The sequence below is a fragment of the Comamonas sp. GCA5 genome (assembly GCF_036541385.1).
Lineage (GTDB): Bacteria > Pseudomonadota > Gammaproteobacteria > Burkholderiales > Burkholderiaceae_C > Comamonas > Comamonas aquatica.
The window spans coordinates 1-20,193 of sequence record NZ_JAZHFR010000029.1 but is presented as its reverse complement, the minus strand read 5'-3'; the positions used below and the strand labels follow the sequence as shown (position 1 = coordinate 20,193).

Here is a 20,193-nt window from a genome sequence, read left to right as displayed (position 1 = left end):
GGGCGAGGCTTGCACACGAAACCGGCAGCCATGCCGGTTTTTTTGTGCCTGCCAAGGTCTGAGGGTGGCGTTGACGGATTGGCCATCAGCTATGAAAAACAAAGCTGCAAGCGTTGGTGTAGTCTTGAATTGAAAGTGTTTTGTTTTTGAAAGTCTTGAATGACAGGTGCAGCATGCTCATCTTTTTGTGGCAAGCCGCGGTCACTTCAGATGCCATAGCGCTTTTGTTGCAACTGGTTCTGCAGGTTTTGCAGGTTGTGCGCCAGGCCGTCGCCCATTTTCAAGGCCACGGCGGTGGCCAGAATGTCGATGATCAGCAGGTGCAGCAGGCGCGAGGCCATGGGGCTGTAGAGATCGGAGCCTTCCAGGTTGTCGGCTGCCAGCAGGATGTGGCTGGAGTCCGACAGCGGGGTGTGGCTGGAGGTGATGGCGATGACGGTGGCGCCCTGGTGGCGGGCAATGTGGGCCACGTCCACCAGCTCTCGCGTGCGTCCGGAGTTGGAGATGACGATCAGGCAGTCACCGGGGCGCAGCATGGTGGCGCCCATGGTCTGGATGTGGGTGTCGCTGGTGGCCTGGCTGCTGATGCCGAGGCGAAAGAACTTGTGCTGTGCATCCTGGGCCACCACGCCGGAGTTGCCCACGCCGTAAATCTCCAGGCGCTGCTTGCGCTGCCAGGTGCTGGTGATGGCGTTCACCGCCTGCTCGATGGCGGCGGGGTTGGCGGCGTTGCGGTACTGCAGGAAGGCGGCGACGGAGTTGTCGATCACCTTGACCAGGACATCGGAGGTCTTGTCGTCCACATCCACGCTGCGGTGCACAAAGGGCACGCCTTCGGCGACATTGCCGGCCAGCTTGAGCTTGAAATCCGCCAGCCCGTCATAGCCCATGCTGCGGCAAAAGCGCACCACCGTGGGTTTGCTGACATGGGCCCGCTCCGCCAGCTCGCGCACCGGCAGGCGTGCAAAGCGGTGGGGGTCTTCCAGCACCAATTTCCCGACCCGCTGCTCCGCAGGTGCGAGCGAAGGCAAAGAGGCAGAAATCCGGTCCAGCATGCAAACAGTCCTTGTGTGGTGGTGCGCCGTGCACCAAAAGCTGCGATTTTCCGCCACTTGCAACAAACCATCGTGCCTTGGGTCATTGTGACAGGCGGATGTCTGTGAGGCCGGCACTACACTTGGGGTTTGGCGATGCGCTCCCCCGTACGAACACCAGGAAAACAGCAGAGACAAGATGAACCAGCTCGAACAACTGAAGCAGTACACCACCGTGGTGGCGGATACCGGCAACTTCCAACAATTGGCGCAGTTCCGCCCCCGGGACGCCACCACCAATCCGTCGCTGATTTTGAAGGCGGTCCAGCAGCCCGCGTACCAGCCGCTGCTGGCCGAGACCGTGCAGCGCTTTCCCCAGGCCGACCTGGCGGAGGTGATTGACCGCCTGCTGGTGCGTTTTGGCTGTGAAATCCTGTCGGTGGTGCCCGGCCGTGTCTCCACCGAGGTGGACGCGCGCTTGTCCTTCGACACGGCGGCCACGGTGGTGCGTGCGGAACGGCTGATTGATCTGTACCAGGCGGCCGGGGTGCACATTGACCGGGTGCTGATCAAGATTGCGGCCACTTGGGAGGGGATCGAGGCGGCGCGTCAGTTGGAGCTGCGCGGCATCCACACCAACCTGACCTTGCTGTTTTCCAAGGTCCAGGCGATTGCCTGCGGGCAGGCCAAGGTGCAATTGATTTCGCCTTTCGTGGGGCGCATCTACGACTGGTACAAGAAGCAGGCCGGAGCGCAGTGGGATGAGGCGGCAATGGCCGGCGCGAACGACCCTGGGGTGCGCTCCGTGCGGGCCATCTATGACTATTACAAGCACTTTGGCATTGCCACCGAAGTCATGGGCGCCAGCTTTCGCAATACCGGCCAGATTGTGGCGCTGGCGGGCTGTGACCTGCTGACGATTGCCCCCGAGCTGCTGGAGCAGCTGAGCCAAAGCACGGCGCCGGTGGCGCGGGCGCTGGATGCCCAGCAGGCACAGTATGCCGAGCTGCAACCCGTGCACTACGACGAAGCCGGCTTTCGCTATGCGCTCAACGAAGACGCCATGGCCACGGAAAAGCTGGCCGAAGGCATTCGTGCCTTTGCCGTCGACACCGCCAAACTGGAGCAACTGATCCGCGCGCACTGAGCGCGGCGAACATGACCCCGCCCAGTGGAGATGGGCAGTGGAGACGGGGCGCGAAGCCGCAGGCAGTACTTCCGTACGACCAGGCATCGCGACGACGTATCCAGGCTTGTGTTGGCAGCTCAACGTATCACATTCACACACCGGGCCTCACCAGGCCCGGTCACCGGAAACCTCATTCATGCATTCAGCCGTTATCAGTGGCACGGGTTTGTTTCAGCCCCCCTACACCATCACCAATGCGGAGCTGGTCGAGGCCTTCAATCGCTACGTGGACCTGGACAATGCCCGCCACGCCGCAGACATTGAGTCCGGCGCGCGTGCACCGCTGCAGCACTCCAGCGTCGAGTTCATCGAGAAGGCCTCCGGCATTCAGCGCCGCTATGTGATGGAGAAATCCGGTGTGCTCGACCCCCAGCGCATGCACCCGCGCTTTGCGGAGCGTGCCGACGATCAGCTCTCGCTGATGGCCGAGATCGCGGTGGATGCCGCGCGCCAGGCCTTGCAGCAGGCCGGAAAAACCGGGGCCGATGTCGACATGGTGCTGTGCGCAGCGTCGAACATGCAGCGCGCCTATCCTGCGATGGCGATCGAGATCCAGCATGCCCTGGGCGCGGGAGGCTACGGCTTCGACATGAACGTGGCCTGCTCGTCCGCCACCTTTGCCCTTGAGCAGGCGGTCAATGCCGTGCGCAGCGGCAGCGCGCGCTGCGTGCTGGTGGTCAATCCCGAGATCACCTCGGCCCACCTGGAGTGGAAGGACCGCGACTGTCACTTCATCTTTGGCGACGTGTGCACGGCCATCGTCATCGAGCGTGCCGACACGGCCACCGCGGCCGATGTCTGGGAGGTGCAGGGCACGCGCCTGGCGACCCAGTTCTCCAACAACATCCGCAACAATTTCGGTTTCATGAACCGCAGCGAAGACAGCGATCCGCAGGCGCGCGACAAGACGTTCCGGCAGGAGGGGCGCAAAGTCTTCAAGGAAGTGGTGCCGATTGCGGCGGCGCACATCGAGGCCCATTTGGCGCAACTGGGCCATGACCCTGCGGGCGTGCGCCGCTTCTGGCTGCACCAGGCCAATCTGGGTATGAACCAGCTGGTGCTGAAAAAGCTGGTGGGCGAAGCCAGTGAAGACCGCGCACCCCTGATCCTGAACGAATTTGCCAACACGGCGTCGGCCGGCTCCATCATCGCGTTCCACCAGCACCGCCAGGATCTGGTGGCGGGCGACCTGGGGGTGATCTGTTCATTTGGTGCCGGCTATTCGGTGGGCAGCGTGGTGGTGCGCAAGCGTTAATGCAGCTATGCCGGTGATGTGTAATCAGACGCCACAATGGGCGCAACTTCAACAGCATGCAGACCGTGAGGGCCGCAACCTGGACCTGCGCCAGGCCTTTGCGCACCATCCGGAGCGCTTGAGCCAGCTCAGCCTGCAGGCGCCGTATGTGTTTGCCGATCTGTCCAAGAATCTGTGGCAGCCCCAGACGGAGCAATTGTTGGCCGATCTGGCGCACAGCTGTGGCGTGACCGAGCAGCGCGACGCCATGCTGTCGGGGACATCCATCAATGCGAGCGAGCAGCGCGCGGTCATGCACTGGCTGCTGCGCACGCCGCAGGATGGGGGGCTGCTGCAAGATCATCCTGTGGTGCAGCAGTGGGGCGGTGGCATGGTGCAGGCCCTGGCGCAGGTGCACCAGACCCTGGAGGCCATGCTGGACCTGGCCGAGCAGGTGCGGGCCGATGCGCGCATCACCGACGTCGTCAACATCGGGATCGGTGGCTCGCACTTGGGCCCGGAAGTGGTGGTGCAAGCGCTGGAGGACTGGGTCGATGCCGGCACCCAGTTCCACTTTGTCTCGAACGTCGACGGCCATGAACTGGGCCATGTGCTGCGCCGTGTCCGGCCCGAGAGCACGCTGTTCCTGATCGCGTCCAAATCCTTTACCACGGCCGAAACCATGCTGAACGCGCATTCCGCGCGGGCATGGTTTCTGGCGCATGGCGGCAGTGCCGATGCGGATGCCGCCTGCAGCATCGACCGCCACTTTGTGGCGCTGACGACGAATGTCCAGGCCGCGGCCGAGTTCGGCATCAGCCGCACGCTGGGCTTCTGGGACTGGGTGGGCGGGCGCTTTTCGCTGTGGTCGGCAATTGGACTGCCGATTGCGATGGCCATCGGCGCGGCGCAGTTCCGCCAGCTGCTGCAGGGCGCACACGCCATGGATGCCCATTTCTTCAGCGCTGCCCCGGCGGTCAATCTGCCGATGCGCCTGGGTTTGCTGGATGTGTGGAACCGCGATTTCCTGGGCTTCGGCAGCCGCTGCATTGCCCCCTACAGCCATGGCTTGCGCCGCTTGACGGCCTACCTGCAGCAGCTGGAGATGGAAAGCAATGGCAAGCGCATCACGCGCGATGGCCAGGTGCTGGAGGTGCCCACGGCCCCTGTGGTCTGGGGCGAGCCCGGCACCAACGGCCAGCACGCCTTCTTCCAGATGCTGCACCAGGGCCAGGACACGATCCCGGTGGAGTTCATCGCCTTGCGCGATGGTGGCAAGTACCTGGGGGCCCACCACCAAAGCCTGGTGATCAACGCGATTGCCCAGGCCCAGGCCCTGATGCTGGGGCGCCAGGGCGAAGGGGCGGAGCGCGACTGCCCGGGCAACCGCCCCAGCACCTTCTTGCTGCTGCAGGCGCTGGACCCCGCATCGCTGGGGGCCTTGATTGCGCTGTACGAGCACCGTGTGTTTGTGGCGGGTGCGGTCTGGGGCATCAACAGCTTTGACCAGTGGGGGGTGGAGCTGGGGAAAAAGCTGGCGCAGGAGCTGCGCGCCCGCCAGCAAAGCGACGACTGGGCGGAGGTGGACCCCTCCACCTTGGCGCTGATGCAGCGGTTGGCTGAATCGCCCACGCATGGCGATTAATGAAGCGCAGCACACACCGGCCTCGGTGCGACGTTGTTGCGCCTGGGCGGCCCTCGTGGACGGCCTGCGGTGCCACGCCTTGTGTTGCCAGCCTTGCTGTGGGTGATCGGGCTGTGCTGGCGTGCTAAAAGCAGAGCGCCCAGCGCTTGCTGAATAATCGCTAGAAGGTCATTTGGCTCAAAATTTCAAGGCATAAAAAAGGCCGCGCAAGCGGCCTTTTTTGTATGCAACCCCAGCGGTATGAGGCTGGGGTCGGCTGCCGGGCAATTACATGCCCATGCCGCCCATGCCACCCATGCCGCCCATGTCGGGCATGGCGGGTGCGCCTTCAGCCTTGGGGGCTTCGGCAATCATGCACTCGGTGGTCAGCAGCAGGGAAGCCACGGACGCGGCGTTCTGCAGGGCAGTGCGGGTCACCTTGGTGGGGTCCAGGATGCCCATTTCCAGCATGTCGCCGTAGGTGTCGTTGGCAGCGTTGAAGCCGAAGTTGCCTTGGCCCTTCAACACTTCGTTCACCACCACCGAAGGCTCGCCACCGGCGTTGGCCACGATTTCACGCAGAGGCGCTTCGACGGCAGCCAGCACCAGCTTGATACCGGCGTCTTGCTCCACGTTACCGGTGGCCAGGGCGCCCACGGCTTGCTTGGCGCGCAGCAGGGCCACGCCACCACCGGCCACGATGCCTTCTTCCACAGCAGCGCGGGTAGCGTGCAGCGCGTCTTCCACGCGGGCCTTCTTTTCCTTCATTTCGACTTCGGTGGCAGCGCCCACCTTGATCACGGCCACACCGCCGGCCAGCTTGGCCACGCGTTCTTGCAGCTTTTCGCGGTCGTAGTCGGACGTGGCTTCTTCGATCTGGATGCGGATTTGCTTCACGCGGGCTTCGATTTCGTCAGCCTGGCCAGCACCGTCGATGATGGTGGTGTTTTCCTTGCCGATTTCCACGCGGGCAGCCTGGCCCAGGTCTTCCAGGGTCACCTTGTCCAGGGTCAGGCCCACTTCTTCAGCGATGACCTTGCCGCCGGTCAGGATGGCGATGTCTTCCAGCATGGCCTTGCGGCGGTCGCCGAAGCCAGGGGCCTTCACGGCCACAACCTTCAGCACGCCACGGATGGTGTTCACCACCAGGGTCGCCAGGGCTTCGCCTTCGACGTCTTCGGCAATGATCAGCAGGGGACGGCCGGCCTTGGCGACTTGCTCCAGCGTGGGCAGCAGGTCACGGATGTTGCTGATCTTCTTGTCGAACAGCAGCACGAAGGGGTTGTCCAGAATCGCGGCTTGCTTTTCGGGGTTGTTGATGAAGTAGGGCGACAGGTAGCCGCGGTCGAATTGCATGCCTTCCACGACATCCAGTTCGTTGGCCAGGCTCTTGCCTTCTTCCACGGTGATCACGCCTTCCTTGCCGACCTTGTCCATGGCCTGGGCAATGATTTCGCCCACGTCGGAGTCAGAGTTGGCGGAAATGGTGCCGACTTGGGCGATTTCCTTGGAGGTGGTGGTGGCCTTGGATTGCTTCTTCAGCTCTTCCACCAGGGCGGCGACAGCCTTGTCGATACCGCGCTTCAGGTCCATGGGGTTCAGACCGGCGGCCACGTACTTGGAGCCTTCGCGCACGATGGCTTGGGCCAGCACGGTGGCGGTGGTGGTGCCGTCACCGGCGATGTCGTTGGTCTTGGAAGCCACTTCCTTCACGAGCTGGGCGCCCATGTTCTGCAGCTTGTCCTTCAGTTCCACTTCCTTGGCCACGGACACACCGTCCTTGGTCACGGTGGGGGCGCCGAAGGAGCGCTCCAGCACCACGTTGCGGCCCTTGGGGCCCAGTGTCACCTTGACCGCGTTGGCCAGGATGTTCACGCCTTCCACCATGCGAGCACGTGCTTCGCCACCAAATACTACGTCTTTAGCTGCCATTTTTGGCTCCTACAAATCTGGTTCAAATTGGCTGCTAGCCCTTGTGCATCAAGCGCTAACAGCTATGAAATTTCAAAGTTCTGAAGAGGATCGCGCTGCGATTTACTTTTCAACGACCGCAAACAGGTCGTCTTCTTTCATCACCAGCAGCTCGTTGCCGTCAACCTTCACGGTCTGGCCGGAGTACTTGCCGAACAGCACGCGGTCGCCCACCTTCACGTTCAGAGCGATGTGCTCGCCCTTGTCATTGCGCTTGCCGGGGCCGACGGCCAGCACTTCGCCTTGGTCAGGCTTTTCGGCGGCGTTGTCAGGGATAAAGATGCCCGAAGCGGTCTTGGTTTCGTTTTCCAGGCGCTTGACGATCACGCGGTCGTGCAGAGGACGCAGGTTCATAACATCTCCTAGGTATCAATCAACAAGGTTGAAGAGGTCCGCCACGCTGTCGCAAATGGACACAGTGGCTTGAAAAAGCTGTGGAACGGTGCTGTTAGCACTCAACCCCATCGAGTGCTAATAATAAGGGAAAAATTTTGGATTTCAAGGGGAGGGTGTTCCACGCTGGCGCTATGCAATCTCTGTGTAGAGTGGCGCCGGACCCGATGGCGAGGTTGGCTGTCAATAAAATTCTTTACAAAACAACGGCTTGAGAATTTTGCGCTGAACATCCCTTGACTCGGGCCGATGTCTCTGAGCGCTGCGCGTCAACGGCTGATGGCGATGGGCTGGGTCCACTGCGCCAGGACCGGCAAGCCGGGGCGGGCGATCACATCGGCCAGCGTGTAGCAATCCAGGTGCTGCCAAAACGCCTTCAGTGCCCCATTCAGGATGCAGGTCAGCGCACAGCCGCCGGTCAGCCGGCAGTGGTTGTTGGGCCCCAGGCATTCGACGAGGTTGAAGTCGGGTTCAATGCTGCGCACCACCGCCCCCAGCGGGATTTCCTGGGGGGATTTGCTCAGGTGCAACCCGCCGTTTTTCCCGCGCACGGTGGTGATCCACCCTTGTTGCGCCAGCAATTGGGACACTTTCATCAAGTGGGCCTGCGAGATATCGAAGGCTTTGGCAATTTCGCTGATGGTGCACAGGCGCTCGCTGTGGGCGCCGGTGTAGATCAGGACCCGCAGCGCATAGTCGGTGAGTGTGGTCAGGCGCATCTTAGTGAGGCCGGCGTTGGAGGGGGACGGGTTTTCCGGGGCGCTGGTCAGCACGTGGGCGCACCAGCATCGGAAGGAAGCGCCATAAGTAAACGGCAAATGCCAAGACCCAGCATGCGGCGCTGGCATGCAGCCAGGGCACGGCGTGGGTGCTGGCGCCCAGGGTCACCAGGCGCAAGACAACGGCGCAGAACACCAGTCCATAGCTGCACACCATGCTGCGGTCGGCGACCAATGCTCGCCCGGTGTGACCCAGGGCCGTGCGCGTGATCATGCCGACGATGAGGGCGCCAAATCCGGCCATGCCGAGCAGGTGGACCGGCCAGGACATGCGTGCCGTCCAGCCCAGGGCGTAGGCGGCTGCGGCCCACAGGCCCAGTCCCAGCCCGGCATAGCCCAGGTACAGGATCCAGAGCAATGGCGTGCGCAGCACGGCCCAGGGCTTCCAGGCCATCACGTGCCAAAGGGTGAGCAGCCCGGCCGCGGCGAAAAGCGGGGCGGCCCATGGACCAGGACCGAATTGCCACACCAGGATGCCGCAAGCGGCCAATCCCGCCTGCCATTGACCGCTGCGCGTGTGCCGCGACACGGTGAGTTGCGGGAGTGCCCGCGTGGCAAAAAATGGAATCACCCGCCTGGCAATCAGCAAGGCAATGGCGGCCATGCACAGCATGCCCGTGAAGAAATAGTGCATCACCACGCTGTAGTCGAGCTGGTGCCAGCAGGCGTAGAGGTACGCCGCGTTGGCGCTGCCCATGCCGAGCAGCAGCAGAACCAGGAGGTAGTTGTGCCGGCTTTGGCGTGCGAGCAGGCAGCGGCCTATCGCCAGTGCTGCCATGGCGATGAACAGCAGGTCGGCAGTGCTTGCCACCGCAAAGGCGATGGCACCGGGCCAAAGAAAGCCCAGGCGTGCGGTGGCCCAGAGCAGCACCAGTGTTCCCAGTGCAGGGCCTTGCAAGGGATTCATGCCCGTCCAGTTGCTGGTGGCGGTCAGCAGAAAACCCACCGTGATGGCAGCAATGAATCCCCAGAACATTTCATGGGCGTGCCAGAAGACCCCGGCCATCACGCCCTGCAGCAGCGAGGGGGCAAACACCCAGAGCGATACCGCCACCATGGCCCAGAGGGCGCCACACAGGTACAGCGGCCGAAACCCCAGTTCCAGAAAGGCCACCAGGGACGGTCGCTGCGGCGGTTCTGGCGTGGACGGTTCCTGGATTTTCAGAAGGCTAGTCATTGCAGTTTTTTCAATAAATACAAAACCTGCATCCAGGGTAGATGTTTCTGAATATTTCTGTTTGAAATAATTATTTTTATTTGATTTAAATCATTTTTAATTGTTTGATTGATGTATGAGTTGCTGTGGATATTGCGGTTATCGATAGAGATTTTCGAATGGAGCGGATGGTTGCCGTGTTTTTAAATGGGCGAAGGCCAGGTTTGAATATCGATTTGATGCGCATCAATTGAATGTTTGATCAATGTCTTTAAAATCGGTGCAAGTGTTCATGGCTGTGCGGGTTGGGGCGGATGGAAAGTCTTGCCAAGCCTCCGTAGCCTGCACAGTCATCCAGAAAGGTGGCACATGCTTGAGAAAAAGAATCCCACGACGCGCAAAGAAGAATTGCGCAGCTTCGCTTTCCTGACGGTGGTGATGGCGCCGGTGTTGGCCGGTTTGATCATTGCTGGCTACGGCTTCCTGGTCTGGATCTTCCAGATGTTTGCGGGTCCTCCGCATGCCTGAAGCCCCGCATTCAATGGCCGATGAGCTACACATTGCCAGCCTGGTGGTCCATGTCCTGCCGCAGGCGCTGGATCCCGTCGGGCAGGCGCTGACCACGATGGGACCTGTTCAAGTGCATGGCACCCATCCAGACGGCAAGCTGGTGGTCACCCTGGAGGGTCCCAGCGCCGACTTCATCCTGGATCAGGTGGCACACATTCGGTTGATCGATGGCGTACTGAACGTCTCTCTGGTGTACCAGCACGCAGAACCCCGGCAATTACTTAACGAGGGAGTCTCCCATGACTAGCACCCGTCGCGATTTCGTTCGTCAAACTGCCGCCGCCGCCGCGGGCGCTGTGGCAGGCATTCCCATCCACGCCATCTCCCAGGAGGGCGCGCAAGCGGGTGGTAGCGCGCCCATGAAATGGTCTAAGGCGCCTTGCCGCTTCTGTGGCACCGGCTGCGGCGTGATGGTGGCCGTCAAGGACAACCGGGTGGTGGCGACCCAAGGCGATCCCCAGGCCGAAGTGAATCGGGGCCTCAATTGCGTCAAGGGCTACTTCCTGTCGAAGATCATGTATGGCGAGGACCGTCTGACACGGCCGTTGCTGCGCATGAAGAATGGCAAATACGCCAAGGATGGGGAATTCCAGCACGTGTCATGGGACACCGCGTTCGACGTGATGGCCCAGCAATTCAAGAAGGCGCTCAAGGAAAAGGGGCCGTCCGGCGTGGGCATGTTCGGCTCGGGGCAGTGGACGGTCTGGGAAGGCTATGCCGCGTCCAAGCTGTTCAAGGCCGGCTTCCGCTCCAACAACATCGATCCGAATGCGCGCCACTGCATGGCCTCGGCGGTAGCGGGCTTCATGCGTACCTTCGGCATGGACGAGCCCATGGGCTGCTACGACGACATCGAAGCCACGGACACCTTTGTGCTCTGGGGTTCGAACATGGCGGAAATGCACCCTGTGCTCTGGACGCGTGTGACGGATCGCCGGTTGAGTGCACCGAATGTCAAGGTGGCCGTGTTGTCCACCTTTGAACATCGCTCGTACGAACTGGCAGACATTGAGCTGACCTTCAAGCCGCAGACCGACCTGGCGATCCTGAACTACATTGCCAACCACATCATCACCACAGGGCGTGTGAACCAGGAGTTCGTGGCCAAGCACTGCAACTTCAAGTTGGGCAACCCTGACATCGGTTATGGCTTGCGCCCCGAGCACCCCTTGCAGAAAGCCGCCAAGAATGCGGCAGACCCAGGGGGTGCCAAGCCCATGACGTATGAGGAGTACGCCAAGTTTGTCTCCACCTACACCCTGGAATACACCACCAAGCTGACGGGCGTTCCAGCCAACCGGCTCAAGGAGCTGGCCGAGCTGTACGCGGACCCCAAGCGCAAGGTGGTGTCGTTCTGGACCATGGGCTTCAACCAGCATACGCGCGGCGTCTGGGCCAACAACCTTGTCTACAACATCCACCTGCTCACCGGCAAGATCGCGACCCCGGGCAACAGCCCCTTCTCGCTGACGGGCCAGCCTTCGGCCTGTGGCACGGCACGCGAAGTGGGGACGTTCTCGCACCGCCTGCCTGCGGACATGGTGGTCACCAATCCTGAGCACCGCAAGACCGCGGAAAAGATCTGGAAGCTGCCCGAAGGCACCATCCCCGAAAAACCCGGCTATCACGCCGTGCTGCAGCACCGCATGCTCAAGGACGGCAAGCTCAATGCCTACTGGGTCATGGTGACCAACAACATGCAAGCCGCCGCCAACCTGGTGCAGGAAGGCTATCCGGGTTATCGCAATCCGGACAACTTCATTGTGGTGTCGGATGCCTACCCCACCGTCACCGCGACCTCGGCGGACCTGATCCTGCCGACCGCCATGTGGGTGGAAAAGGAAGGTGCCTACGGCAACGCCGAGCGCCGCACGCACTTCTGGCACCAACTGGTCAAGGCGCCGGGTGAAGCTCGTTCGGACTTGTGGCAGCTGATGGAGTTTGCCAAGCGCTTCAAGATTGAGGAGGTGTGGCCGGAGGAACTCCTGGCGAAGGCCCCGCAGTACCGCGGCAAGACCATGTTCGATGTCCTGTATCGGAATGGCCAGGTGGACAAGTTCCCCGTGACCGATATCGAGGCGGGGTACCACAACCACGAAGCCGAGCTGTTTGGCTTCTACCCCCAGAAGGGGCTGTTCGAGGAGTACGCCGCGTTCGGGCGGGGCCATGGTCACGATCTGGCGCCGTTCGATGTCTACCACCAGGTGCGGGGCTTGCGCTGGCCGGTGGTCAACGGGCAGGAGACCAAGTGGCGCTACCGCGAGGGGACCGATCCGTATGTGAAGGCGGGCACCGGTTTCGAGTTCTATGGCCACAAGGATGGCAAGGCGGTCATTTTCGGTCTGCCCTATGAGCCACCCGCCGAGGCCCCCGATCAGGAATACCCGTTCTGGCTGTCCACCGGTCGCGTGCTGGAGCACTGGCACTCCGGGTCCATGACCCGCCGCGTGCCCGAGCTGCACCGTGCCGTGCCGAATGCGCTGTGTTACATGCACCCTGACGATGCCAAGGCGCTGGGTTTGCGCCGGGGCAGCGAGGTTGAAGTCGCCTCGCGCCGTGGCGCCATCCGTTCACGCGTGGAGACCCGCGGCCGCAACAAGCCGCCGCGTGGCCTGGTCTATGTGCCATGGTTTGACGCCAGCCAACTGATCAACAAGGTGACGCTGGACGCGACCGATCCGATCTCGTTGCAAACCGACTTCAAGAAGTGTGCCGTGAGGCTGACCAAGGTCTGAGGACAAGCAGAGGAGCACCCCATGAAACGCATACAGAAACTGGGCATGGCACTGATGCTGTGTATCGGTGTGGTCACCGCGACCGGCACGGCCTCCGCCGAGCCCTTGTACGACAAGGCCCGCGGTACGGCACCCTTGCTGGAAACCACCAAGCCACCGGTGCTGGGCAACCCCATCAACGATGATGTGCGCCGCACGCGCAACTACGCGCAGCAGCCGCCCGTGATTCCGCACCGCATCGATGGCTACCAGGTCGACAAGAACTTCAATAAGTGCATGGATTGCCACTCCCGCACCAAGGCGGAAGTCTCTCAGGCGATCCCGGTCTCCATCACCCACTACCAGGACCGCGATGGCAATACCCTGGCGCAGATATCGACCCGGCGCTACTTTTGCGTGCAGTGCCATGTGGGGCAGGACAATGCGACGCCTTTCGTAAGAAATACATTCCAGGATGTGGATAGCCTGCTCCTGAAAGCATTGCAAAATCCTGCGAACGCATCCAAGAAACCATGAACTGGGGCACAAGCATGCTGCAATTACTCAAGCGCTACTGGGCCGTGATACGGCGCCCCAGCGTCCACTTCAGCCTTGGGTTTCTGACGATTGGCGGATTCATTGCGGGCATCCTGTTCTGGGGGGCTTTCAATACCGCGATGGAAGTCACGAACACCGAGAAGTTCTGTACGGGTTGCCATGAAATGCGCGACAACGTCTTTGCCGAGCTGAAGAGCACCATCCACTACACCAACCGTTCTGGGGTGCGCGCGATCTGCTCGGACTGCCACGTGCCGCACAACTGGACCGACAAGATGGCGCGCAAGATGCAGGCGTCCAAGGAGGTGTGGGGCAAGATCTTTGGCACGGTGGATACGCCGGAAAAATTTGATGCCAAGCGCCTGGAGCTGGCGCAGCACGAATGGGCACGCCTGAAAGCCAACGATTCCCTGGAATGCAGAAACTGCCACAACTACGACTCCATGGACTTCACACGCCAGAGCCAGCGGGCGCAGAACATGCATTCCACCTACCTGGCGAACAAGGAAAAAACCTGCATCGATTGCCACAAGGGGATTGCCCACCAGCTGCCACACATTCCTCCGGGCGTGGGCCCCAGTGACAGCCCGGGTCAGCTGGTACCAGCCCCTGTCGCCATGGCCAAGCCCTGATCGCATGGTGTCTGCGGAGCATGCGCCACGGAGCCTGGACGTTGCTGGCTTTGGCTGCCTCCGCAATGGCCGTGTGCTGTTGCGTCAGATCGATTTCAGCCTGCAGGCCGGCCAGGTGCTGCAGCTCAAGGGCAGCAATGGCGCTGGCAAGAGCACCTTGCTGCGCAGTCTGGCCGGACTGATGCCCTGGCGTGCCGGGGCTCTAGCATGGTGCGGTCAGCGTGTCATCGCATCCAGCCCCGCGTTCCAGCGGCAGCTGTCGTACCTGGGGCACCAGTGCGGCATGAGCGATGCCCTCAGTGGGATCGAGAATCTGCGTTTCGCACTCCAGATGCAGGCCGTGCCCTGGTCCGGTGAACGTGCGGCCCAGGTGCTGCGCACACTGGATGTCCTGGACGTGGCTTCGCGTCCTTTTGGTCGCTTGTCCCAGGGGCAGCGACGGAGGGTGGCGATTGCCCGGGTCCTGCTCAGTGAACGCCCGCTGTGGTTGCTCGACGAGCCAGACAATGCGCTGGATGCACAGGGCAGCGCATTGCTGGTGCAACTGCTGTCGGCACACGCCCAGGCGGGTGGGCTGGCGATGGTGGTCAGCCATCGCGGTCTGCTGGTGCCTGGCGTGCCGGCCCCGGTGTTGGACTTGAGTGCCCCCTCTGCGGCTCCGGCGCAGCAGGAGGCGCCATGCTGAGGGCGGTGGTGGTGCGCGAGCTGCGTCTGGCCGTCCGCCGGCCGGCCGATGCCCTGAGTGGTCTGGCGTTTTTCCTGATGGTGGGCAGCCTGTTTCCGCTGGCTTTGGGGCCGGACAGCGTCTTGCTCCGGCAGATCGCGCCTGGCGTTGTTTGGGTGGCGGCCTTGCTGGCGGTCTTGTTGGGCCAGCACCGGCTGTTCGAGGGGGACCATGCAGATGGTTCGCTGGAGCAGTGGTTGTTGGCCCCTGCACCTTTGCCGCTCCTGGTGGGGGTGAAGGTGGGGGCGCAATGGCTGGTGGGCACGCTGCCGCTGCTGCTGGCCACGCCGCTGCTGGGCTGGCAATATGGCTTGGGCGAGGAGGTGATGGGGGTGCTGCTGCTGTCACTGGCCTTGGGCACGCCCAGCCTGTGTGTGCTGGCGGCCCTGGGGGCTGCGCTGACCTTGGGCTTGCGCGGTGCTTTGCTGCTGGTGCTGGTCGTGCTGCCGCTGAGCGTGCCGATCCTGATCTTTGGCAGCCATGCCGTGACCCAGTCCTTGCTGGGGCTGCCTGCGGCCCCCGCGTTGAATTTGCTCGGTGCCTGTTTGTGCTTGGCGCTGCTGGCCGGCCCCTGGGCGATTGCGGCGGCGCTGAGGCTGGCGCTGGAATGATATGAACCCTTCCCCTGTTGCTTCTTCTCCTCGGTCGCCGCGTGCTCTGGCCGCAGGCTTTCGCTGGCGCCAACTGGCCTCCCCGCCGGTGTTTGACCACTGGGCACAACGCTTGTGGCCGTGGCTGGCCGTGCTGGCGCTGGCGTTGACTGTGGCCGGGCTGTGGGTGGGTTTTTTCGTAGCCCCCACCGACCACCAGCAGGGCGAGGTCTATCGCATCATCTTTTTGCATGTGCCTGCGGCCTGGATGTCGATGTTCATTTATGTGGTGGCGGCGGTGCACGCGGGGCTGGGCCTGGTCTACCGCACCCGCCTGTCACCACTGCTGGCGCGCGCCTTGGCACCCACCGGGGCCCTGTTCACCGTGATCGCGCTGTGGACCGGTGCGGCCTGGGGCAAGCCCACCTGGGGCGCATGGTGGGTGTGGGACGCGCGGCTGACCTCGGAGCTGATCCTGCTGTTTCTGTACCTGGGTTACCTGGGGGTGGCCTCGGCCATCGAAGACCCCGAGCGCGCCGACGCGGCCGGTGCCATCGTGCTGCTGGCGGGCGTGGTGAATGTGCCCATCATCTATTTCTCGGTGCAGTGGTGGAGCACCCTGCACAGGGGGCCACGATCCGCATGGATGCGGCCCCCAGCATGACCCACACCATGCTGGCGGGCATGCTGCTGATGACCCTGGCGTGCTGGGCCTATACGCTGGCCGTGTGCTTGCTGCGCACGCGCTGCCTGATTCGAGAACGTGCCGCAGAGGAGCAACTGTGATGGCGACCCATGGTTTTACATCGCGCTGGCCTATGGTGTCAGCGCAGCGCTCCTGCTGCTTGAAATCCTGGCGTTGCTGTGGCGCTGGCGTCGGCTGCGGCAGGGCCCCGCACTGCGCGACCCTGAGGGAGATGCTGCATGAAACCCCGTCGAAAGCGCCTGCTGTGGGTGCTGGCCGGTGTGGCCCTGGTGGGGCTGGCCGTCACCCTGGTGCTGCGCGCACTGGATGCGAATGTCATGTTTTTCTACAGCCCCAGCCAGATCCACGCGGGCGAAGCGCCGCAGGGGGCGGCCTTTCGCATCGGTGGTCTGGTGGAGGTTGGCTCGCTGCAGCGCTCCGCCGATGGCCTGCAGGTGCAGTTCATGGTGACCGACGAGGTGCAGCGCGTGCCGGTGCGCTACCAGGGCCTGTTACCCGACCTGTTTCGCGAAGGCAAGGGGGTGGTCGCATCCGGCAAGCTGCAGGCGAACGCTGTGTTCGAGGCCTCCGAGGTACTGGCCAAGCACGATGAGAACTACATGCCCCCGGAAGCGGCCAAGGCACTGGAAGATGCCGCACGGACATCAAGGGGGCAGCCATGATGGCGGAGCTGGGGGTGTTTGCGCTGGTGCTGGCGCTGATCGTGGCGCTGGTGCAGGCCACGCTGCCGTTGCTGGGTGCCCAGTGGGGGATCGCCGCCTGGGTGCGCCTGGCGCGGCCCGCCGCCGCCCTGCAGTGCCTGCTGTCGCTGCTGGCGGCGGGTGTGCTGTTCTGGTGCTTTGGCACGCAGGACTATTCCGTGCTGTACGTCGCGGCCAACTCGCACAGCGATTTGCCCATGATCTACAAGCTGACGGCCTTCTGGGGCGGGCATGAGGGCTCCATGCTGCTGTGGCAGGTGCTGCTGGCCTGCTGGAGCGTGGCGGTCGCCTGGCGCAGCCGCGCATTGCCGGCCGATTTCGTGGCGCGTGTGCTGGCGGTGCTGGGCTGGGTCAGCGTCGGGTTTCTGCTGTTCGTGCTGTTCCTGTCCAACCCGTTCTTGCGCCTGGTGCCGGCCGCGCTGGAGGGCAAGGACCTGAATCCCTTGCTGCAGGACCCGGGCATGGTCTTTCACCCTCCACTGCTGTACATGGGCTATGTGGGTTTTGTGGTGCCCTTCGCGTTTGCGCTGGCGGCCCTGATTTCGGGCGAGCTGGGCGCTGCCTGGGCGCGGTGGTCGCGGTCCTGGACGCTGGCCGCCTGGGGCTTTCTGACACTGGGCATCCTGCTGGGCAGCGCCTGGGCGTATTACGTGCTGGGCTGGGGGGGCTGGTGGTTCTGGGACCCGGTGGAAAACGCCTCCTTCATGCCCTGGCTGGTGGGCACGGCCTTGCTGCACTCGCTGATCGTCACAGACCAGCGCGGCGCATTCCGCAGCTGGTCAGCATTGCTGGCGATCTGCGCGTTTTCGCTGTGCCTGCTGGGTACGTTCCTGGTGCGTTCCGGGGTGCTGACCTCGGTCCACGCGTTTGCGGTCGATCCAGGGCGCGGCCTGTTCATCCTGTGCTTCATCGTGGCGGTGGTGGGCGTGTCGCTGTGGCTGTACGCCTGGCGGGCGCCAGAGCTGGGCACCGGGGGCGGGCAGTTCGCCTTGCTGTCGCGCGAAACCCTGCTGCTGGTGAACAACGTGCTGTTCTGTGCCGCGGCCTTGGCCGTGTTGATCGGCACGCTGTACCCCCTGGCACTGGATGTGCTGCGCAATGAAAAGATCTCGGTCGGCCCACCGTATTTTGAAGCGGTCTTTCTGCCGCTGGTCCTGCCGGCGCTGGCCTTGATGGGTTGCGGCACGGTGGCCCGCTGGAAGCAGGGTTCGGGCCGCGAGCTGTGGCAGCGGCTGCGCGTGGCCCTGGTGCTGACCGTGGTGGGCGTGGCCGTGCTGGGCCTGGCCCAGGTCGGGTCCATCACACCCGTGACGTTGCTGGGGGTGGCCTTGGGCCTGTGGTGCTTGCTGAGCACGCTGGCGCATGCCGTCCAGCGCCTGCTGCCTGCGGTGCGGCAGGGTGGAGGCTGGCAGCGCGTGGCCCGTCAGCCATGGGGCTGGTGGGGCACGGTGATGGCGCATGCCGGTGTGGGTGTGTTCGTGATGGCCGTGAGCCTGGCCAACGGGCTGGAGACCAAGCGCGAAACCCATGTGGCTCAGGGCCAGAGCGTGGAGGCAGGCCATTACCGCTTTACCCTGGTGGGGCTGTCTTCGGTGGAGGGGCCCAACTACGATGCCCAGCGCGCCCACTTTCGCGTCAGCGATGGGTACCAGAGCTGGGACATGTACCCCGAAAAACGTGCCTACCGGGTGCAGACCATGGGGCTGAGCCAGGCGGCCATCGACAGCCGCTGGACGCGCGATGTGTTCATCGCACTGGGCGAACCGCTGGATGAGACCGGGCAGGCCTGGACCGTGCGCCTGCAGGTCAAACCCTGGATGGAGTGGATCTGGATGGGGACTTTCATGATGGCACTGGGGGCGGGCTTGAGCCTGCTGGACAAGCGTTTTCGCACCGGGCGCCAGCGCGTGCCCCGTGCAGCGCGCAGCGCCGTGGCGCACAAGGTGGCGTGATGCGTTTTGTCATTCCTTTGGCGGTTTTCCTGGGGCTGGCAGTCATGCTGGGCCTGGGCTTGCAACGTGATCCGCGGGCGCTGGAATCGGCCCTTTTGCAACAGCCGGTGCCGGTGTTCGACCTGCCGGTGCTGCAGGGGCCGGAAGGCGCCCGGCTGACGCCCCAGGCGCTGCAGGGCCAGGTCTGGCTGCTGAACGTCTGGGCCTCCTGGTGCGCACCCTGCCGCCAGGAGCTGCCGATCCTGGTGGAGATGTCGCGCAAGGACGGTGTGGCCCTCTATGGCCTGAACTACAAGGACCAGCCCGCCAAGGCCCAGGCCCTGCTGCGCGTGGCCGGCAACCCGTATGTGGCTTCTGTAGTGGATGCGGATGGCCGGGTCGGCATGGACTTTGGCATCCATGCCGTGCCGGAAACCTTTGTGATCGATGCCCAGGGCCGGGTCCGCTACCGCCACCTGGGGCCGGTGACGCCCGAGGTGTGGAACGACAAACTGATGCCTGTGGTGAGGGCCGTGCAATGAAACCCTGGTCCCTGGCGCTGTGCGCTGCCCTGTTGAGCCCCGGTGTCTTCGCTGCGCAAGACTTGGAACTGGAGGCGCGCGAGGCGGCCCTGGCCGCCCGGCTGCGCTGCGTGGTCTGCCAGAACCAGACCGTGGCCGAATCCCAGGCACCGATTGCCAAGGACATGCGCAAAGAAATTGCGGTGCAGCTGGCGCAAGGCCGCAGCGATGCCGAGGTGGTGGCCTTCTTTGAGCAGCGGTATGGCAGTTTTGTGCGCTATGCACCGCCGTGGAAGCCTTCGACCTGGGTGCTGTGGTGCGCCCCATTTGTCGTGTTGCTGGGCGGCTTGCTGCTGCTGTGGCGCGCGCTGCGCCGGCGCCACCAGAGCGTGGCCCGCCCGGGATTGAGCCCGCAGGAGCGGGCGCGGGCCCAGGCGTGGCTGGAGAACCGCCAGGACACACCGACATCGGAGGACCGTCCATGAGCGATATGGTGGGATTGTGGCTGGGGGCGCTGGCCCTGGTGCTGCTGTGCCTGGCAGTGCTGCTGCCCAGCCTGCTGCGGGATGCGGCCCAGCCGGTGACCGGCAGCGATGACGCCCTGCGGGCGCTGTACCAGGCCCAGCTGCAGGAGCTGGCGCGGGAGCACCGCGCTGGCAACCTCGATGCGGCCGATCTGGCCCAGGCCGAGGACGAGTTGCAGCGCCGCCTGCTGCAGGAGCTGGCGCAGCGCGCGCAGCCCCGGGCCTGGCGGCAACGGCCATGGCTGCCACGCGCCAGCGCCCTGGTGCTGGCCGTGCTGCTGCCCGTGGCGGCATGGGGGCTGTATGTGCAGGTGGGCGATCCGCAGGCCGCAGCCCGCCTGGCCCAGGCGGATGCCATGGGCCACAGCGCGGGCCAAGCGCAGGTCGAGGCCATGGTGGCCGGTCTGGCGCAGCGTTTGCAGGCGCAGCCCGACAACCTGCCGGGGTGGGTGATGCTGGCGCGCTCCTACGAAACCCTGGAGCGCTATGCCGATGCCGCCCAGGCCTACCAGGGCGCGCTGCAGACGGCGCAAGCCCAGGGGCTGGAGGCCACGGAGCAGGCGCGGCTGTGGGCGGACCTGGCGGACGCCCAGGCTTCCGCGCAGCAGGGGCGGCTGGACGGTGCGGCGGGTGCCGCGATCA

Annotated in this window: 21 protein-coding genes and 1 pseudogene; 17 read left to right on the top strand and 5 right to left on the bottom strand. The window is 63.7% G+C overall.

Annotated elements, in window-relative coordinates; all coding sequences use genetic code 11:
• Positions 1–206: 206 nt before the first annotated feature.
• The gene (locus SJH88_RS09175; protein ID WP_043381622.1) at positions 207–1,055 is read right to left on the bottom strand and encodes a MurR/RpiR family transcriptional regulator; all 849 of its coding nucleotides are present in this window, start codon (positions 1,053–1,055) and stop codon (positions 207–209) included.
• A 178-nt stretch (positions 1,056–1,233) separates the two neighbouring features.
• Between SJH88_RS09175 and tal the strand changes: the two genes are divergently transcribed.
• From tal to pgi, 3 genes are all read left to right on the top strand, one after another.
• Complete coding sequence (gene tal / locus SJH88_RS09170) at positions 1,234–2,181, top strand: transaldolase (RefSeq protein ID WP_274754281.1); 948 nt, start codon at positions 1,234–1,236, stop codon at positions 2,179–2,181.
• 178 nt (positions 2,182–2,359) lie between these two features.
• On the top strand, positions 2,360–3,478 hold the full coding sequence (locus SJH88_RS09165) for a beta-ketoacyl-ACP synthase III (protein ID WP_045266050.1): 1,119 nt from the start codon (positions 2,360–2,362) through the stop codon (positions 3,476–3,478).
• 16 nt (positions 3,479–3,494) lie between these two features.
• Positions 3,495–5,102: a glucose-6-phosphate isomerase gene (gene pgi / locus SJH88_RS09160; RefSeq protein ID WP_420921732.1), complete on the top strand. Its 1,608-nt coding sequence runs from the start codon at positions 3,495–3,497 to the stop codon at positions 5,100–5,102.
• 267 nt (positions 5,103–5,369) lie between these two features.
• Here pgi and groL read toward each other — a convergent pair whose 3' ends face one another.
• The 4 genes from groL to SJH88_RS09140 all read right to left on the bottom strand — a co-directional run bounded on the left by groL (position 5,370) and on the right by SJH88_RS09140 (position 9,401).
• Entirely contained in the window at positions 5,370–7,013 is a 1,644-nt protein-coding gene (gene groL / locus SJH88_RS09155) for a chaperonin GroEL (RefSeq protein ID WP_042414742.1), read from the bottom strand.
• 102 nt (positions 7,014–7,115) lie between these two features.
• The gene (groES, locus tag SJH88_RS09150) at positions 7,116–7,406 is read right to left on the bottom strand and encodes a co-chaperone GroES (RefSeq protein ID WP_274754279.1); all 291 of its coding nucleotides are present in this window, start codon (positions 7,404–7,406) and stop codon (positions 7,116–7,118) included.
• A gap of 308 nt (positions 7,407–7,714) precedes the next feature.
• Positions 7,715–8,164, bottom strand: coding sequence for an RrF2 family transcriptional regulator (locus tag SJH88_RS09145; RefSeq protein ID WP_042414737.1), 450 nt, complete (start codon positions 8,162–8,164; stop codon positions 7,715–7,717).
• Between the two features lies 1 nt (position 8,165).
• Positions 8,166–9,401: an NnrS family protein gene (locus SJH88_RS09140; RefSeq protein ID WP_274754278.1), complete on the bottom strand. Its 1,236-nt coding sequence runs from the start codon at positions 9,399–9,401 to the stop codon at positions 8,166–8,168.
• A gap of 348 nt (positions 9,402–9,749) precedes the next feature.
• Here SJH88_RS09140 and napE point away from each other — a divergent pair, with 348 nt between their 5' ends.
• The 14 genes and pseudogenes from napE to ccmI form a co-directional block, all read left to right on the top strand.
• A complete protein-coding gene (gene napE / locus SJH88_RS09135) occupies positions 9,750–9,908 on the top strand; it encodes a periplasmic nitrate reductase, NapE protein (RefSeq protein ID WP_042414731.1) in 159 nt (52 codons plus the stop codon).
• A 13-nt stretch (positions 9,909–9,921) separates the two neighbouring features.
• Entirely contained in the window at positions 9,922–10,197 is a 276-nt protein-coding gene (locus SJH88_RS09130; RefSeq protein ID WP_042414728.1) for a chaperone NapD, read from the top strand.
• A complete protein-coding gene (gene napA / locus SJH88_RS09125) occupies positions 10,190–12,685 on the top strand; it encodes a periplasmic nitrate reductase subunit alpha (protein ID WP_274754277.1) in 2,496 nt (831 codons plus the stop codon). Before SJH88_RS09130 ends, napA begins: the two co-directional genes overlap by 8 nt.
• A gap of 21 nt (positions 12,686–12,706) precedes the next feature.
• On the top strand, positions 12,707–13,201 hold the full coding sequence (locus SJH88_RS09120; protein WP_219164095.1) for a nitrate reductase cytochrome c-type subunit: 495 nt from the start codon (positions 12,707–12,709) through the stop codon (positions 13,199–13,201).
• Positions 13,202–13,215: 14 nt separating this feature from the next.
• Positions 13,216–13,854, top strand: a complete 639-nt coding sequence (locus SJH88_RS09115) for a cytochrome c3 family protein (RefSeq protein ID WP_274754295.1) — start codon at positions 13,216–13,218, stop codon at positions 13,852–13,854.
• A gap of 4 nt (positions 13,855–13,858) precedes the next feature.
• Complete coding sequence (ccmA, locus tag SJH88_RS09110; protein ID WP_274754276.1) at positions 13,859–14,539, top strand: heme ABC exporter ATP-binding protein CcmA; 681 nt, start codon at positions 13,859–13,861, stop codon at positions 14,537–14,539.
• Positions 14,533–15,189 carry a heme exporter protein CcmB gene (gene ccmB, locus SJH88_RS09105; protein WP_274754275.1) on the top strand — a complete coding sequence of 219 codons (657 nt, stop codon included), beginning with the start codon at positions 14,533–14,535 and terminating at the stop codon, positions 15,187–15,189. The genes ccmA and ccmB overlap by 7 nt, the downstream gene beginning before the upstream one ends.
• Position 15,190: 1 nt before the next feature.
• Positions 15,191–15,954 (top strand): annotated as a pseudogene (gene ccmC / locus SJH88_RS09100) (heme ABC transporter permease CcmC).
• A complete protein-coding gene (ccmD, locus tag SJH88_RS09095) occupies positions 15,932–16,096 on the top strand; it encodes a heme exporter protein CcmD (RefSeq protein WP_274754274.1) in 165 nt (54 codons plus the stop codon). Before ccmC ends, ccmD begins: the two are co-directional and overlap by 23 nt.
• Positions 16,093–16,536, top strand: a complete 444-nt coding sequence (gene ccmE / locus SJH88_RS09090; protein ID WP_274754273.1) for a cytochrome c maturation protein CcmE — start codon at positions 16,093–16,095, stop codon at positions 16,534–16,536. The genes ccmD and ccmE overlap by 4 nt, the downstream gene beginning before the upstream one ends.
• Entirely contained in the window at positions 16,533–18,527 is a 1,995-nt protein-coding gene (locus SJH88_RS09085) for a heme lyase CcmF/NrfE family subunit (protein WP_274754272.1), read from the top strand. The genes ccmE and SJH88_RS09085 overlap by 4 nt, the downstream gene beginning before the upstream one ends.
• Entirely contained in the window at positions 18,527–19,048 is a 522-nt protein-coding gene (locus SJH88_RS09080; protein ID WP_274754271.1) for a DsbE family thiol:disulfide interchange protein, read from the top strand. Before SJH88_RS09085 ends, SJH88_RS09080 begins: the two co-directional genes overlap by 1 nt.
• The gene (locus SJH88_RS09075) at positions 19,045–19,512 is read left to right on the top strand and encodes a cytochrome c-type biogenesis protein (protein WP_274754270.1); all 468 of its coding nucleotides are present in this window, start codon (positions 19,045–19,047) and stop codon (positions 19,510–19,512) included. Before SJH88_RS09080 ends, SJH88_RS09075 begins: the two co-directional genes overlap by 4 nt.
• A partial coding sequence (gene ccmI / locus SJH88_RS09070; protein ID WP_274754269.1) for a c-type cytochrome biogenesis protein CcmI occupies positions 19,509–20,193 on the top strand: 685 nt, incomplete at its 3' end. The genes SJH88_RS09075 and ccmI, both read left to right, overlap by 4 nt.

What these genes read in the sequence shown, in the direction of transcription:
- SJH88_RS09115 (WP_274754295.1), top strand. Translation starts at nt 13,216, where the DNA reads ATGCTGCAATTACTCAAGCGCTACTGGGCCGTGATACGGCGCCCCAGC.
- napE (WP_042414731.1), top strand. Translation starts at nt 9,750, where the DNA reads ATGCTTGAGAAAAAGAATCCCACGACGCGCAAAGAAGAATTGCGCAGC.
- groES (WP_274754279.1), bottom strand. Translation starts at nt 7,406, where the DNA reads ATGAACCTGCGTCCTCTGCACGACCGCGTGATCGTCAAGCGCCTGGAA.
- ccmE (WP_274754273.1), top strand. Translation starts at nt 16,093, where the DNA reads ATGAAACCCCGTCGAAAGCGCCTGCTGTGGGTGCTGGCCGGTGTGGCC.
- SJH88_RS09130 (WP_042414728.1), top strand. Translation starts at nt 9,922, where the DNA reads ATGGCCGATGAGCTACACATTGCCAGCCTGGTGGTCCATGTCCTGCCG.
- SJH88_RS09145 (WP_042414737.1), bottom strand. Translation starts at nt 8,164, where the DNA reads ATGCGCCTGACCACACTCACCGACTATGCGCTGCGGGTCCTGATCTAC.
- SJH88_RS09120 (WP_219164095.1), top strand. Translation starts at nt 12,707, where the DNA reads ATGAAACGCATACAGAAACTGGGCATGGCACTGATGCTGTGTATCGGT.
- SJH88_RS09085 (WP_274754272.1), top strand. Translation starts at nt 16,533, where the DNA reads ATGATGGCGGAGCTGGGGGTGTTTGCGCTGGTGCTGGCGCTGATCGTG.
- napA (WP_274754277.1), top strand. Translation starts at nt 10,190, where the DNA reads ATGACTAGCACCCGTCGCGATTTCGTTCGTCAAACTGCCGCCGCCGCC.
- groL (WP_042414742.1), bottom strand. Translation starts at nt 7,013, where the DNA reads ATGGCAGCTAAAGACGTAGTATTTGGTGGCGAAGCACGTGCTCGCATG.
- pgi (WP_420921732.1), top strand. Translation starts at nt 3,495, where the DNA reads ATGTGTAATCAGACGCCACAATGGGCGCAACTTCAACAGCATGCAGAC.
- SJH88_RS09080 (WP_274754271.1), top strand. Translation starts at nt 18,527, where the DNA reads ATGCGTTTTGTCATTCCTTTGGCGGTTTTCCTGGGGCTGGCAGTCATG.
- SJH88_RS09075 (WP_274754270.1), top strand. Translation starts at nt 19,045, where the DNA reads ATGAAACCCTGGTCCCTGGCGCTGTGCGCTGCCCTGTTGAGCCCCGGT.
- SJH88_RS09165 (WP_045266050.1), top strand. Translation starts at nt 2,360, where the DNA reads ATGCATTCAGCCGTTATCAGTGGCACGGGTTTGTTTCAGCCCCCCTAC.
- ccmA (WP_274754276.1), top strand. Translation starts at nt 13,859, where the DNA reads ATGGTGTCTGCGGAGCATGCGCCACGGAGCCTGGACGTTGCTGGCTTT.
- SJH88_RS09140 (WP_274754278.1), bottom strand. Translation starts at nt 9,401, where the DNA reads ATGACTAGCCTTCTGAAAATCCAGGAACCGTCCACGCCAGAACCGCCG.
- tal (WP_274754281.1), top strand. Translation starts at nt 1,234, where the DNA reads ATGAACCAGCTCGAACAACTGAAGCAGTACACCACCGTGGTGGCGGAT.
- ccmB (WP_274754275.1), top strand. Translation starts at nt 14,533, where the DNA reads ATGCTGAGGGCGGTGGTGGTGCGCGAGCTGCGTCTGGCCGTCCGCCGG.
- SJH88_RS09175 (WP_043381622.1), bottom strand. Translation starts at nt 1,055, where the DNA reads ATGCTGGACCGGATTTCTGCCTCTTTGCCTTCGCTCGCACCTGCGGAG.